The organism is Kribbella sp. NPDC051718, assembly GCF_040681515.1.
Classification (GTDB): domain Bacteria; phylum Actinomycetota; class Actinomycetes; order Propionibacteriales; family Kribbellaceae; genus Kribbella.
Genome location: NZ_JBFAYZ010000002.1, coordinates 915,646 through 930,377, shown reverse-complemented (window position 1 = coordinate 930,377; position 14,732 = coordinate 915,646). Strand labels below are relative to the sequence as shown.

Here is a 14,732-nt window from a genome sequence, read left to right as displayed (position 1 = left end):
CCCCCATGACCACCCTCCAGAACGACCCCCTGGCCCCAGAGAACCGAACCCACCACCAACCCCACCTCCGAGCTGTAACCCACGACCCACCCCACCACGACCCCGAGCCGCGGGACACGCTGACTCGGGAGGCGTTTGCCCGGGAGGCCTACGCACGGGAAGCGCGGATGCGTGATCCGCTCGCCCGGGACCTGGTGGCCCGGGACGGGACGGGGCACGAGCCGCTTGGACGGGATGTGCGGGCTCGGGAAGCATTCGCCCGGGTCGGCACGGGAGCGCATCGCGAGATCAGCCACGACGACCTGCAACTGCTCCGACTACTTGCGACCGGTCTGCCGATGGACTCCGTCGCCCGCCGCCTAGATCTGTCCGAACGCACCGTACGCCGGCGCACCCGCGCCGCCTGTGACCGTCTCGGCTTCGGTACCGCCGTAGAAGCCATCGTCTGGGCCGCCCGCCGCGGCCTCCTCTAACTCCACCCCGACCGTCTCTCCGCCGGTCGACCACAACTCAGAAGCTTCCCGCCTATCGGCTGCACAGCCGACGGGTCTGTTTTCGCTGTCCAGTTACGGCCTCGCCTCTACCGAGGTCGTGCTCCGTCCTGAAGATCCCGCCCGAATCTCTCGAGGAGTCCGTCCAGATGTCTCTCCGTTTACGTCTCGGCAGCCTGGTGGCTGCCGCCGTCCTGATCAGCCCGCTCCTGCCCGCGACAGCCGCCCCGCCGCCAACCGCCGCCCAAGCAGCCGCAGCGCCCACCAGCGTGGGCAGTCTGCGGACCAACAGCCTCACCAACCCACTCGGTATCGCCCCGGGTGCACCTCGGCTGAGCTGGCAGCTCGACTCCAGCCGCCGTGGAGCCGCGCAGACGAAGTACGAGGTCCGCGTCGCCTCCAGTGCGGCCAAGACAGCAGATCCGGACATCTGGAGTAGCGGCGTCGTCAGCTCCGACCGCTCGGTCGACGTCGCGTACGCCGGCCCGGCCCTGACCCCGTACACCCAGTACTTCTGGCAGGTACGGGTCTGGGACGACACCGGCACTCCAACCGCGTGGTCCTCGGTCGCCACCTTCGAGACGGCGAACCTGAAGCCCGCGGACTGGCAAGGGGACTGGATCGGCGCGGACAGCCAGCCGGGCGCGGAGTGGACCGACTACACGATCGACGCCGACGTCACCCTCACCAAGGACGCGCTCGGCTTCTTCTTCCGTGGCCGTGGTGGCAACGGCTACATGTGGCAGCTCAACCAGGAGAACGACGCCCGCCCCCTCCTGCGCCCCCACGTGAAGCTCGCCACCGGCTACAGCCTGCTCGGTGAGATCCCGCTCGACGGCGTCAACCTCAAGCAGCGCAACCACCTCAAGATCACCGTCGCCGGCCACACGATCACCACCTGGATCAACAACACCCAGGTCGACCAGCGTGACCGCTCCGACCACGACGCACCCGGCCTCGTCGGCTTCCGCACCAACGGCGTCGAAGCCGGCATCGTCCACACCCTCAAGGTCACCAACGCCGCCGGCAAGACCCTCGTCGACACGGCATTCCCCAGCGGCGACCAGACTTTCCCGGACGGTACCGTGCGCACCACCGGCGGCCTCGAGGTCAAGGGCAACACCGACCTCTGGCTCCCCGGCAAGGCCGTCCCCGTCTTCCGCAAGAACATCACCCTGCCCAAGAAGATCGCCAAGGCCCGGATGTACGCCGCCGCGCAAGGCATCTACGAGCTGAGCCTCAACGGCCAGAAGGTCGGCGACCAGCACCTCGCCCCCGGCTGGACCGACTACGCGCACCGGATCCAGTCCCAGAGCTACGACGTCACCAAGCTGATCACCAAGGGCAGCAACACGATCGGTGCCGAGCTGGCCAACGGCTGGTTCGCCGGCAACGTGGCGATGTTCGGCTCCAACAAGTACGGCAGCCAGACCGCACTCTCCGCCCAGCTCCGGGTGACCTACACCGACGGCACGACCGACGTCTTCGCCACCGACCCGACTTGGGAGACGGCGCCAGGCGCAGTACAGGCTGCTGATCTGCTCAACGGTGAGACCTACGACGCCCGCAAGACCCCCACCGACTGGACTCCGGTACAGGTCAGGGCGAGCGCAACGTCCAAGCTGGCCCAGCAAACCGACCAGCCCGTCCGGGTCACGGGAGAGCTCGCAGCAAAGGCGATCGCGTCGCCGACCCCCAGCGTGTACCTCTACGACCTCGGCCAGAACATGGTCGGCGTCGGCAACTTCAAGCTGACCGGTACGCCCGGCCAGACCGTCAAGATCCGGTACGGCGAGGTGCTCAACCCCGACGGCACCCTCTACACCGACAACCTGCGCAGCGCGAAGGCCACCGACCGCTACACGTTCGCCACCAGCGGCCCGGAGACCTACCAGCCACGCTTCACCTTCCACGGCTTCCGGTACGTCGAGATCAGCGGCCTCCCGACCGCCCCACCGGCCAGCGCCATCACCGGCGTCGTGATGGGCACCGATGGAGCCAGGACGAGCAGCTTCATCACCAACTCCGCCCTGGTGAACAAGCTGCACAGCAACATCGTCTGGGGACAGCGCGGCAACTTCCTCTCGATCCCGACCGACACCCCGGCCCGCGACGAGCGGATGGGGTGGACGGGTGACATCAACGTGTTCGCCCGTACCGCCGTCTACAACCTGGATTCGCAGGCGTTCCTCACCAAGTGGCTGCAGGATCTCCGCGACAGCCAGGCAGCGAACGGCGCCTACGCCAGCGTCGCGCCGACCGTGCCCAACTCTTTCGACGGCGGTCTGGGCAATGCCGGCTGGGCCGACGCGGGCGTCAACGTCCCGTGGACTCTCTGGCAGGCGTACGGCGACACCTCCGTCATCAGCCAGCACTACGACTCGATGCGCCGGTACGTCGACTACCTCGTCGCCAGCTCCAACGGGCTGATCCGCGGCGGCGGTGACTACGGTGACTGGCTGAACCTCGACGACCCGACGCCGGGCGACCTGATCGGTACGTCGTTCATCGCCAAGGGGTCTCGCCAGTTGAGCCAGATGGCGGCCGCGATCGGCAACCAGGCCGACGCAGCGAAGTACCAGAAGGTCTACGAAGACACCAAGGCCGCCTTCCAGTCGAGGTTCGTCGCGGCTGACGGCACGGTCGGCACGGACAGCCAGACCGGGTACATCCTCGCCTTCACCAACGACCTGGTCTCGACCGACAAGATCGCCGCTGCTGGGGAGCACTTCGCCACCACGATCCTCCGCCGCGACACCCACCTGTCGACCGGTTTCCTCGGTGTCGACGGGCTATTGCCGGTGCTCACCAAGATCGGCCGCTCCGACCTGGCGTACAAGCTGTTGCAGAACACCTCCTACCCGTCCTGGGGTTATGAGATCGGCAAGGGCGCGACCACGGTCTGGGAGCGCTGGAACTCGATCAACCCGGACGGCACCTTCAACGACGTCGGGATGAACTCCTTCAACCACTACGCGTACGGCGCCGTCGGCGAGTGGATGTATCGCACGCTGGCCGGCGTCTCGGCCGCCGAGCCGGGATACCGCAAGGCGCTGATCGCCCCGACGCCGGGCAACGGCGTCGACTCGTCCGACTACAAGTACCAGACCCCGTACGGCGAGATCGCCAGCCGCTGGAAGGGCACGGCCGAATACGGTCTGACGCTGGATGTGACCGTGCCGGCCAATACAACGGCGACCGTACGGATCCCCGCGCCGAACGCCCAAGCGATCACCGAGAGCGGGACTCAGCTGGCCGGAGCGGACCACGTGAGCAACGTGGTCGACGAGGGATCGACCGTCGCGATGACGGTTGCCTCTGGCACCTATCAGTTCGTGGTCGAGCCGGCGCCGGTCCGGCTCAGCGTGACCGGTTCGCCGAGTGCCGGGGAGCCCGGTACGACCGCCACCCTGGCGGCCGTCGTGAAGAACCGTTCGACGGCTCCGGTCACCGGCAAGCTCGAGGTGACCGTGCCCGAGGGGTGGACGGCGCCGACGACGGAGCCCGTGACCTTGGCGCCGGGCACGCAGACCACTGTGACGGCGCGGATCGCAGTACCGGTCGCTGTGAATGCTGGTCCAGTGGCATTCGGGGTGAAGTTCCTCGATGCGGTGGCGCCACCGGTCGGCTTCACGGTGAACGAGTCGCTGGAGCCGGCGAACGCCATCGATTACGTGGATCTCGGCGTGATGGCGTCGGAGTCGGCGCACTCGTTGACGGCCGCGCCGTCGTCGGGGACGACCGTTGAGGCCGGGCGGACGCGACGGTACGCGGGGATGTTCGTGCCGGGTGCCTGGTTCGAGTTCAACCTCGGCATCAAGACCGGCCAGCCGTTCGTGATGCGGCTGGTGGAGACCTACGACAAGGCGCAGACGAAGGACTACGAGGTGCTGGTCAACGGCAAGGTCGTCAAGCATCGGGTGATCAACAGTCCGGGCGCCGGGCTGCAGACCTACCAGTTCGTGGTCGACGACCCGACGCTGCTCACCAATCCGACCGTCCGGGTACGGATCCAGCACAACGCGACCGCCTCGGGCTATGACCCGTCGATCGCCGATGTCTGGTCCCTGCCCACGACCTAGATGAGATAGCGGAATTCGGCGGAATCGGGCTTGATGCGTTCGATGTCGAGAGGGGCCGCCTCCATCCGGTCGAGCAGACCGGTGAGGTCAGTGGGGCGGCCGATCTCGATGCCGACGAGGGCGACACCGGTCTCCCGGTTGTTGCGCTTCACGTACTCGAACAGAGTGATGTCGTCATCAGGCCCGAGGACGCCGTCCAGGAACTGCCGCAAAGCGCCCGGCTCCTGGGGAAAGGTCACCAGGAAGTAGTGCTTGAGTCCCTTGTGGACAAGGGATCGCTCGAGGATCTCGCCGTATCGGCTGACATCGTTGTTCCCGCCGGACAGCAGGCACACGACAGTCTGTCCCGGCTTGACCTCGACCCCGTTGCCCAGAGCGGCCGCAGACAAGGCGCCGGCGGGCTCAGCGATGAGCCCGTCGGTCTGGTACAGCTCGAGCATCTCCGAGCAGACCAACCCCTCGGGCACAGACACCATCTCCACCCCAGCGGCCGAAACCAACGGGAGCGTCACGTCACCGACCCGGCGCACCGCAGCGCCATCCACGAAGCTGTCCAAGTGCGGCAGCGTCACAGGCGAGCCAGCAGCCAACGCCGCAGCCATACTCGCCGCCCCACCAGGCTCCACCCCGACAACCCGTACGCCGGGATGCCGCTGCGCGAGCCAGGTCGCCACCCCCGCGATCAGCCCGCCACCTCCCACCGGGACAACCAATACGTCCGGCGCCTGGCCGAGCTGCTCAAGGATCTCGATGGCGACCGTGCCCTGCCCTGCAACGGTTCTGGGGTCGTCGAAGGCTGGCACCAGCGTCGCGCCGGTGGTCTCTGCCTCGGCCAGCGCTGCAGCGGCCGCGTCGTCATAGGTGTCGCCTGTCACGATCACCTCGACCTGGTCGCCGCCGAGTGCCGCGATCCTGTCCCGCTTCTGGCGTGGCGTAGTACGGGGAACGTAGACGCGGCCGTGGACGTCAAGGGTGTGGCAGGAGTACGCCAGGCCCTGGCCGTGGTTGCCGGCGCTCGCGCAGATGACTCCGGCCTTCTTCGCGGTCTCGTCGAGCTGGGCGATCAGGTTGTATGCCCCGCGCAGCTTGTAGGAGCGGCCGATCTGCAGGTCCTCGCGCTTCAGCCAGACGCCAGCGCCGGTGCGTGCGGAGAGTCGCGGGTTGCGCTGCAGCGGAGTACGGACCGCGATCCCGTCGAGCCGCTCGGCCGCAGCCTCGATCTGGGCCGCGTCGACCATGCTTGAAGCAACTGAATGACTCCCCTGCATGACGTTCCTTCCCGTGCATTTGCACGATCTTCTCCGATTTGCTCGCTCCACAAGACACCCTAGGTCCAGAGTTCGGACCGTCGGACACTGTTGCGCAACAGGTCCTTGTTTCAGGAGTGAAATGGGTCTGGCCTGGGCAGTCTAGTTCTCATACGCTCACTCGGTGTAACGGCCAGGGGTCTGGACGGGATGAGCCGAGTAAACCGGTCAACGGGGACTGGAGGGCAGAGATGGAATCGATTCCGTTCAGTCTGTGGGGAGATGCGTTGTGGTGTGGGCAGGAAGTCGTGCGGGAGGCTCCGCACGAGCAGGCGATCCGTCGCCTGTTTCCTGATCCGATCCCGGCGCGCGGCGCAGATTTGGACACCACCGCGGACTTGGTCCCAGAACCGCGGAACCGCTTCGACCCTCGCTCGATCGCTGTTCGGGTGCAGGGAAGTGTGGTCGGCTACTTGCCGAGGGACGATGCGCACCGGTACCACCCGGTGTTGTCGGAACTGGTGGCGCAGGGCCTGCAACCGCAGGTGCCGTGCCACCTGTGGGTCAGTGAATGGGAGCCCGCCGATTGGGAGGGCAAGGGGGACAACGGCACCGAGTTCCACGCCAGCGTCGCCGTCGCCCTGGGCCAGCCGCACATGCTGGTCCCGGTCAACCTGCCACCGCCCGGGAGCTACCACCTGCTGCCACCGGGCAGCGGGATCGTGGTGCCGGGCAGTGAAGTCCATCCGGATGTCCTCACGCCGTTCTTCCGGCCGGAAGGCGAGTGCTGGGCGTACGGGACGATGATCGCCGTCGAGGAGGTGGACGGGTTCCAGGAGCGGCACCAGCTGGTGGTGGAGATCAGGCTGGACGACGAACCCGTCGGCCGGCTGAGTCCCCGGCTGAGTGCCGAGTTCCTGCCCGCCATCCACTACCTGGCGGACATGCGTGCCGAGACAGCCGCGAGAGTCGCCGTCCGCGGCGACCGGACCGCATCGGAGGTGATTTTGTACGCAGCTCGGAGTCATGATCTGCCGGCGACCTGGCCGGACGGTCTGACCCGGTCTCCAGTGGCTTCTCCACCCTGGCACTACTGGGTCGGTAAAGAAGCGAACTGACGCCAAGGCGGCCGCGCAGTACTCACCTAAAAGGTGGAGGCGGGTACTGCGGGGCTACCGAGGGCTTCAGAGCTTCTGACTCAGCAGCTGGAAGATCTCGTCGTGGGCGCCCGGAAGGTCGTCGTGACCGAGGTCAGGGTAGGTGCGGTGCTGCTTCGGGCCGCTCAGCTTGTTGTAGACCGCGTACTGCGTCGACGGTGGGCAGGTCTGGTCCTCCAGGCCGGAGTAGAGCGTAACTTCGGCCTGGATCCGGGCTGCCAGATGCTGTAGGTCGATGTAGCCGAGCGTCGTGAACACCTCCTGCTCGCGCAGGTGCCTGGGGTCGCGCTTCTTGAACCAGGTGGTGATCTCGTTGTACGGACCCTTGTCGAGGTTGAGTTCCCACGCGCGCTGGTAGTCGGCCAGGAACGGGAACACGCACGCCGTGTACTTGATGGTCGGCGTCAGGGCCGCGGTGACCAGGCTGAGCCCGCCGCCCTGGCTCCAGCCGGTCGTGCCGATCCGGGCCGGATCGACCCCGGGCAGGGCGCCGATGATGTCGGCGAGGCGACGGGTGTCCAGGAAGACGTGCCGGTACAGCAGCGCCTCGGGGCCGCCGTCCAGGCCCTCGACGAGGTGGTTGCGGAGCGAGAAGCTGTTCGGCTGCTGGGTGTCGCTGCGGTAGCCGACCTGCTCGCGTACGTCCAGAGCGGCGACGGTGAACCCGCGCGCGGCGTACGGGAGGAGGTCGACCCAGTTCGGCTGCTCACCGCCGTACCCGTGGAACATCAGGACGGCCGGGCCCTCGGGGTTGGCCGGGCGGATCACCTTGGCGTGTACGCGGTAGCCGCCGGTGCCGGTGAAGTACAGGTGCTCGGCCTGCGCGAACGGCAGCGGGAAGTCGGTCGCCGGGGCGAACTCGGTCTCCGGGTCGGTACCGGCCAGCTCGGCCAGGCCCTTCTCCCAGAACTCGTCGAAATCGGCCGGCCGGGGATTCGTCCCCTGGTAGGCGAGCAGTTCCTCGGACGACATCTCGAACGACAGCACGGTCTCCGGACTCCCTTTGTCAGGTCAAACGATCGACCCTCATTCTGCGGGTTCGGCCGGTTCGGCGGCAGTACCGTCCCAGATCTTGTAGCCGTTGGCTGTGTTGAGCCGTTCCCGCAGCTCGGTCTCGAGCTGGTCCACCCGCGCCGGCGCGAGCCAGTGCACGGGGATCAGGACCGAATGCTCCTGCTGCTTGGTTCGCAGGACGATCGCCTGGCCTTGCGTAGTACCGGTCCGGCCGACCTCGGTGATGTCCTTCCAGGCAGTCCGCAGCCCACGTACCTGGACGTCGTCGGAGGCGAGCCTGAGCAGCACCGGCGGCCGGGCGAGGATCCACAGCCCGGCGAGCACCACGAGCCCGCCCAGTACGCCGAACACGGCGACCGCGGCCGCTGGCACCCCGATACCCCAGAGCACCGCCGCCACACCCAGCAGGATCAACCCAGCAGCCGGCACCCCGAGAAACCGCCCCGGCCGCATCCGGTACGTCGTACGCATCCGTCAAGGATCTCAACCACCACGCCTGACTCAGCAGGCGGGGCCGGTCGAGTGCGTCAGTTGCCGGTCTGGGTCGGGTCGTAGGCGCAGGCGTCGGCCAGGTTCTGGGGCTGGCCGGCCGGGGGCTTCACGGTGGTGGGCTTCTTGCCCGGCTTCTTCGTGGTCGAGGTCGACGGCTTGGTCGACGGGGTCGAGGCGACCGGCTTGGTCTTCGGCTGGATCGCCTTCTGGACCAGCTCGCGCATCGCCTCGTAGTTCGGGTTCTGGCCGGTCGGGAAGTTCTTCGACTTGTCCAGGTCGACGTTGGTGACGTTCGCGTTCTTCACCTTGAGGCCGAGCTCGATGAAGTCGCCCAGGATGTCGCCCGGGATGTCGGTGCGCAGCAGCTGCTTGCCGGCGGCGGCGATCTGGTTGTAGCTCGTCACCAGGGCGGCCGGGCTCGCGCTGTTCACCAGGGCGTGGATCGTGCAGCGCTGCCGCTCCTGCCGGGACGGGTCGCTCAGGCCGTACCGGCCGCGGGCGAACCAGAGGGCGTCGTGCCCGTTGAGCTTCTGGTTCGGGCCGGGCTCCAGGTAGCCGGACGGCTTGCGGGCCGTGTTCGAGCCCGGGCCGGCGCCGTAGTCGCCACCGATCGGCACCCGGTAGTTGATGTTGACGGTGATCCCGCCGAGGGCATCGATGATCTGCTCGAAGCCCTTGAGGTTGACCTGCATGTAGTAGTCGATGTCGAGGCCGAGGGCCGCGCCGGCCGACAGCTTGAGCACGTCCGCGCCCATGTTGTCGGTCGCGCCCAGGAGGCCCGGGTACTTCTTCGGGATGTTGTCGTACATCGAGTCGAGGTAGTACTCCGGCTGCTCGGCCGGGCCGCTCGGGTCGTAGTACCCGTCGGGGTACTTCTCGTGCAGCGGGGAGTCCTCGGGGAACGGCATCCGCATCCAGTTCCGGCTGAGCGAGATCAGCGCGGTGTCACCGGTCTTGGTGTCGATACTCGCGACGATCACCGTGTCGGTCCGGGTGCCCTCGCGGCCGACGCCGTCGTCGGCGCCGAGCAGGACGATGTTGAGCCGGGGCTTCTTGGCCCACGGGTCCTTCTTGTCGACGTTCGGCCGGGTGGCGCTCTTGGAGTCCTTCTCGGACTTGAAGACGCTGCCGACCAGGTCGCGCTGGGCCATCACGGTCTGCGCGGCGAAGGTGGTCGGGACCGCGATACCGAAGCAGAGCAACCCGACGAAGGCCGAGCCGGTGAACCGGCCGACCGAGGTCAGGCTGATCGGGCGGAGCAGCTTGTGCGACGAGACGACGATGCAGATCCAGATGAAGCCCATCACCAGGACGCCGCCGGTGGCCAGCAGCAGCCGGCTCGGGTTCACGGCCAGGTCGACGATGGCGCCACGCTGGGTGAGGGCGACGTACGCGGCGATCAGCAGCAGGCCGGCGTACAGGGTGATCACGAACGCGCCGAGCTTCTTCCGGCCGCCGAGGACGAAGCCGAGGCCGGGGATCAGGGCACTGACCAGCGTCAGGCCGAGCGCCTTCGAGACGGTCCGCGTGCGGAAGGCCCGCTGGGCAGGTTGCCGGGAACGGTTGGCGCGAGGCGCGGACCTGCGTCCAGCTGCGCGAGTACTCCGCGTCATGGCTCCGTTCCCTGATCGACGACGTGGCGGCGTGCGGGACCGTCAGAGTAGGTCCCTTTGTACATCAGACGCCGACACGGCCTCCTTGGTTGACGTCACGTTACGACCCCCGTCGATTCCGCCAGGTTACAGGGGAACGGAACCCGCCCCCAAGACGGCCATCCGGCCCCACTTTGCTGCCGGGGCGGTTGTCCGGATAGTCTTGGCCGTCGTCGCATCGCAGTGGGATGCGCGGAGGAGGCGTCGCCTAGTCCGGTCGATGGCGCCCGCCTGCTAAGCGGGTTGAGGGTAATCCCCTCTCGAGGGTTCAAATCCCTCCGCCTCCGCACGTTTACGAGAGCCGCCCAGCCGCAAGGCGAGGCGGCTCTCTGCTTTTCCTCTACTCCGCCGCGCCGGCCCTACGTCGTGCCGCCCGACCTCGTGCCGCCCGACCTCGTGCCGCCAGCTACCTCGCGGCGCCACACGCCCCTGGCGCACCAGCCAACCAGCTCCCCCAGCCGCCCGTCCCGCCCTCGTGGCCCTTGGCCCCCTCGGCCTCACCTGATGCTGACGCCGTGCGGTGTTGGTCAGGTTCTTGTACCTACGGACAGGAGGTAGCCGGTCGTAGAAGACAGCCGCACGCTTGGTCAGACGTCGGCCGACCCCATGACGAGCACCACTTCCTGTCCATAGGTACAGATGAATCACCGCCCATGGGGTGATCGGCATCGAAGGAGTCGACGCCGTCAGCATCCAGGCAAAGGCGAGGTGGCGCCCAGCGCCACGAGCCGGTATCGGGCGGAGGAGGGTGGTGAGCTGGTCGCGTTGAGGGCTGTGGGCATGACGTGATTGTTCGGCTAGCGGTAGTGCCGTGGAGTCGGCTGTTGGCTCGGGACGAGCGCTATGTCCTGTCCGCAGGCGCAAAGGTCGCTCGGAGCGGGTCGCAGTCCGTAGGGTTGATCGGCATCGAAGGGCTCGGTGTCGTCAGCATCCAGGGATGGCGAGGTGGCGCGCAGCGCCACGAGCCGGGCGGCGTGGCCCGACTCCCGCACGAGCTGTACGTCCCGACTGCAGGCGGCACCGGCGGGTCGTCGCCCGCGCTGCCCCGATCGACACTTCTGGTCCCGAGTGTGCCCAGGGTGAGCCCGCCCACCTGCAGGGTTGATAGCCATCGAAGGGGTCGATGTCGTCAGCATCCCGGCGGAGGCGAGGTGGCGCCCAGCGCCACGAGCCCGGTGCGGCGGCTGGTTAGGGGAAGGCTAGGTGTTTGGCTTCGGCTAGGCGGGTTGCTGAGCGGGGGGTGAGGGGTTCGGTGGCGGCTATCAGGTGGGTTACGCCGAGGGACTCGTATTCTTTGAAGGCTTCGGCTAGGTCCTTGAGGGTGCCGTTGATGGTGTTGGCCTCCGGCTCGGCGACGGGGGGCTGGTCTGGGTCTGTGACGGTGATGCCGACTGTTAGTTCGACGGCGTCGGCTGGGCGGTCGGTGGTGGTGGCGGCGGCTTTCATGTCAGCTAGGCGGGACCTGACGGTGTCGTCGACCTGGCCGAACCAGGCGGTGTTCCATTGGTCGGCCCATTGGCGGTCAGGTCGAGCATGCGGGGGCGGCGGGCTGCGACGAGGATCGGGATCTGGCGGGCGGGCGGTGGTTGAAGGGCCAGGTCCTGAACGCGGTGGTAGGTACCGTCGAACGTCACCGTCTCGTGCCGTAGTAGTCGGGCGACGATTTCCAGCCATTCCTCGAAGCGGGCGACCCGGTGGTCGGTCGGCAGGCCGAAGCCTTCGTACTCCGGGTCGTGCCAGCCCGCGCCCACCCCGAGGATCAGCCGCCCGTCCGAGACCAGGTCGAGCGTCGCCGCCATCTTCGCCGTCAGCCCCGGATCCCGGAACGACGAGCAGAGCACCATGTTGCCCAGCTCCACCCGCGAGGTCACCGCCGCGACCGCGCTCAGCAGCGTCCACGACTCGTGCATCCCGTAGATCGTCTCGTCGGGCGCCTTGTAGAAGTAGTGATCGGCCAGCCACACCGAGTCGAGCCCGGCCTCGTCGGCCGCGACCGCGATCGCCTTGGTGTCCGCCCAGGTCGGCATCTCTCCGGTCGGTCCGTCGTTCCCACCGACCGGCAGCATCACTCCGATTTTCATCTCGCCAACCTAATCCGCCCGCCGCCGATCCGCGCCCCCAATCTGCGGCGGGCAGACCGGTCAGCTGAAGACGAGTTCCAGCAGCCCGCCGGAGAAGGTCGGCCGCAGTACCGCCTCAACCCGGAGCACCTGAGCCCGTACCGGCGTAAAGCCGACCGAGTTGGCCCGATCCCTCTCCACCCCGTACGCCGATGCCCCCACCACCTCCCTCCAGGTAGAACCGTCAAGCCACAACACCCGCCACGCGGCCGGCACCCTGCACTGCCCGAACCCGGTGTCGTCGAACCAGTACGCCGACGCCGTCGAGACGAGCCGAGCCGCCCGCAGGTCGTACTGGATCCACTCGGTCGTCCCGCGCCGGTCCCACCAGGTGAAGCGCGGAATGGAGGTGTCCGCTGACGATGACGGGCTACGGCCGTCGTCCACAGCCTCTAGCGAGTCGCCGTCAAACACATGCGAGGCGGTGACCCGAGTGCGGTAGCGCCACGCAGTACCGCTCGCAGCAACTGACGGGAACGAGGTGACGCGCAGTCGCGCCGCCCCCATCGGCAGCAGCGTCACCTGCTCCACCGGCTGCGTCGACCGCGCCGGGCTGGCCTGCAGCAGCCCGACCACGTCTTCAGAGTCCGCCTCCCACTGGGGGATGCGGCGAGCCGAGCCCTTCAAGAGCACCGGCGTACCGGCGTGGGTGAACGGATTGGCGTCGCGCGGGACGGTACGGCGTACCAGGTCGAACCCGCTGCCGGCGACCAGTCCGTAGTTCCAGGCCGACGATGGATAGACGGCTAGCTCCGGCCACTCCGCAGTACCGCCGATGACCTCGGTGCGCTCGTCGATAGCCAGTGAATACGTCAGTGGGCCACGCGAGACCGACACAGCTCCCTGGTTGTCCGGCCAGACGCGTGTAGTCGTCCGCATCGGCAGGACAAGCTTCACGCGATCCCCGGAGCGCCAGGCGCGATCGAGCTTGACCCAGCCACCTTCGGCTCGCACAGGCGTCCGGCTTGAGTTGACGGTGATAATGAAGTCGCTCGCCCAACCAGGAACCCTTAGATACAAGGGGAATCGGGCACTCCCAGCAACAGTGAAGTTGATCGTGTCCCCGAACGGGTATTCCGTGTCCGCGACGATGCTGACCGGAGTACCGGCCGCTCCTACCTTCGCAGTGACCTTGCTAGCCGCATACATAGAAGCGGCGAGCCCGTTGTCGGTGGTAGCCAGCCACAGCTCCTGCGCGTAGTACGGCCAGCCCATGCCGTAGTTGTGCGGGCAGCAGCGGTACTGATGCACCCCGTACTTGTAAGCCTGCATGGCAAAGCCGTTCTGGAACTGCCCATGCTTCACCCTGTCGTCCAGCTGAATGCTGTTGGCAGAGCTGATGTAGTGCAGTACCCGCTGCTGCTCGTCATACGACGCAGGCAGCAGGTTGAAGGCGAGCTCCTCGCACCGATCGGTCCAGTCGGTATCACCGGTAAAGCGAGTCAGCATCTCGAACGTATGCATCAGCTCGACGATCCCGCACGTCTCGAACCCCTGCCGCGGATCACCGAAACCAGGTCGCGAGTTCTCATCCCCAGCGAAACCTCCACCAGGGAACTGCCCATAGAGCCCCATGATCGTCTCGTAGTTCCGGTACGTCGCTGCGCGGTGACTCGGATCGCCGCTGAGCAACCCGTACTGCAGCGGCTCCCGGATGCCCTGCGCCAGGTTGACGTTATGCCAGGTGGGGATGCCATTGACGTAGTCGGCCGAGCCCGAGTGCATCTTGGCGACCAGGTCGAGCAACCACTCGTCGCCCGTGCGGTTGTAGAGCCAGTAGGCGCTGTCGATGTTGTCACCCCACCGGTACGCGCCCCACGACCGGTTGAAGACCTCAGCCGGCTGCGCGTCCTGGAACTGCAGATAGCGCGTCATGAACGGGATGACCCGCTCATCCCCGCTGTACTCGTACCAAGACCGGAAAGCGGCCAGTAGCGGCATACCCGGCCAGAAGTCAGGCCCACCCTCCAGCGAGGTCCGCAACCGCGTAGGCCCGAACCAGCCGTCAGGCGCCTGGGTAGCAATGATCCCGTTGAGCCAGCGCTCGGCCCTGGTCAGTACGCCGGCGTTGCCGGTGACGTAGCCGAGGTCGCCGAACCCCCTGAGCCAGTAGGGCAGCTCCTCCCAGGCACTCTGCGACGGATCGACCCAGCCGTTGCCCTCGTAGGGGAGGAAGTCGGAGATCTCGTCGTACCGGCCGCAGAGGCCCTTCACCTGCAGGTCGAGCTGTTGCGCCAGCCAGCCGCGGGGCTCGATAGCGCCAGGTGGAAGCTTCTGGAACGGCACTGGTTGCAGGGGAGCCCGGTTGGGGACGTAGTGGCCGCCGGTGGAAGCAGGTGGTCCAGCGGCCTGGGCAGCGGTTGAGTTGATGGTCATGCCGACAGCCAGGCCGCCGGTTGCGAGCAGGAAGTCACGACGGTGGATCCCTTCGACCATGGTGAAGCCTTTCGCGTGATGGTTCGGGGCGGGTTGCATCA

The 14,732-nt window shown here is 67.3% G+C and carries 10 protein-coding genes and 1 tRNA gene; 4 read left to right on the top strand and 7 right to left on the bottom strand.

Annotated features, from left to right (window positions below):
• Positions 1 to 5: 5 nt before the first annotated feature.
• Both AB0M15_RS11055 and AB0M15_RS11050 read left to right on the top strand, forming a co-directional pair.
• Complete coding sequence (locus AB0M15_RS11055; protein ID WP_363816316.1) at positions 6 to 473, top strand: LuxR C-terminal-related transcriptional regulator; 468 nt, start codon at positions 6 to 8, stop codon at positions 471 to 473.
• A 167-nt stretch (positions 474 to 640) separates the two neighbouring features.
• On the top strand, positions 641 to 4,573 hold the full coding sequence (locus AB0M15_RS11050) for a family 78 glycoside hydrolase catalytic domain (protein WP_363816314.1): 3,933 nt from the start codon (positions 641 to 643) through the stop codon (positions 4,571 to 4,573).
• Here AB0M15_RS11050 and ilvA read toward each other — a convergent pair.
• The gene (gene ilvA, locus AB0M15_RS11045; protein WP_363816312.1) at positions 4,570 to 5,841 is read right to left on the bottom strand and encodes a threonine ammonia-lyase IlvA; all 1,272 of its coding nucleotides are present in this window, start codon (positions 5,839 to 5,841) and stop codon (positions 4,570 to 4,572) included. The genes AB0M15_RS11050 and ilvA overlap by 4 nt on opposite strands.
• Positions 5,842 to 6,071: 230 nt before the next feature.
• Between ilvA and AB0M15_RS11040 the strand changes: the two genes are divergently transcribed.
• Positions 6,072 to 6,938 (top strand): hypothetical protein, encoded by an 867-nt coding sequence (locus AB0M15_RS11040; RefSeq protein ID WP_363816309.1) that lies wholly within the window; start codon positions 6,072 to 6,074, stop codon positions 6,936 to 6,938.
• Between the two features lie 66 nt (positions 6,939 to 7,004).
• Here the strand turns inward: AB0M15_RS11040 and AB0M15_RS11035 are convergent, their stop codons facing one another.
• From AB0M15_RS11035 to AB0M15_RS11025, 3 genes are read right to left on the bottom strand one after another with little or no spacing between them, the layout of a single operon-like run.
• Entirely contained in the window at positions 7,005 to 7,964 is a 960-nt protein-coding gene (locus AB0M15_RS11035; protein ID WP_363816307.1) for an acetylxylan esterase, read from the bottom strand.
• 39 nt (positions 7,965 to 8,003) lie between these two features.
• Entirely contained in the window at positions 8,004 to 8,462 is a 459-nt protein-coding gene (locus tag AB0M15_RS11030) for a hypothetical protein (protein WP_363816305.1), read from the bottom strand.
• A gap of 56 nt (positions 8,463 to 8,518) precedes the next feature.
• On the bottom strand, positions 8,519 to 10,096 hold the full coding sequence (locus tag AB0M15_RS11025) for an LCP family protein (RefSeq protein WP_363816303.1): 1,578 nt from the start codon (positions 10,094 to 10,096) through the stop codon (positions 8,519 to 8,521).
• Positions 10,097 to 10,332: 236 nt separating this feature from the next.
• Between AB0M15_RS11025 and AB0M15_RS11020 the strand changes: the two genes are divergently transcribed.
• Positions 10,333 to 10,422 (top strand) — tRNA-Ser (locus AB0M15_RS11020).
• A gap of 901 nt (positions 10,423 to 11,323) precedes the next feature.
• On the opposite strand, the gene AB0M15_RS11015 is transcribed toward AB0M15_RS11020, so the two are convergent.
• From AB0M15_RS11015 to AB0M15_RS11005, 3 genes are read right to left on the bottom strand one after another with little or no spacing between them, the layout of a single operon-like run.
• Complete coding sequence (locus AB0M15_RS11015) at positions 11,324 to 11,581, bottom strand: hypothetical protein (RefSeq protein WP_363816301.1); 258 nt, start codon at positions 11,579 to 11,581, stop codon at positions 11,324 to 11,326.
• Between the two features lie 5 nt (positions 11,582 to 11,586).
• Positions 11,587 to 12,216, bottom strand: a complete 630-nt coding sequence (locus AB0M15_RS11010) for an LLM class flavin-dependent oxidoreductase (protein ID WP_363816299.1) — start codon at positions 12,214 to 12,216, stop codon at positions 11,587 to 11,589.
• Positions 12,217 to 12,276: 60 nt separating this feature from the next.
• Positions 12,277 to 14,691: a beta-L-arabinofuranosidase domain-containing protein gene (locus AB0M15_RS11005; protein ID WP_363816296.1), complete on the bottom strand. Its 2,415-nt coding sequence runs from the start codon at positions 14,689 to 14,691 to the stop codon at positions 12,277 to 12,279.
• Positions 14,692 to 14,732 lie beyond the last annotated feature (41 nt).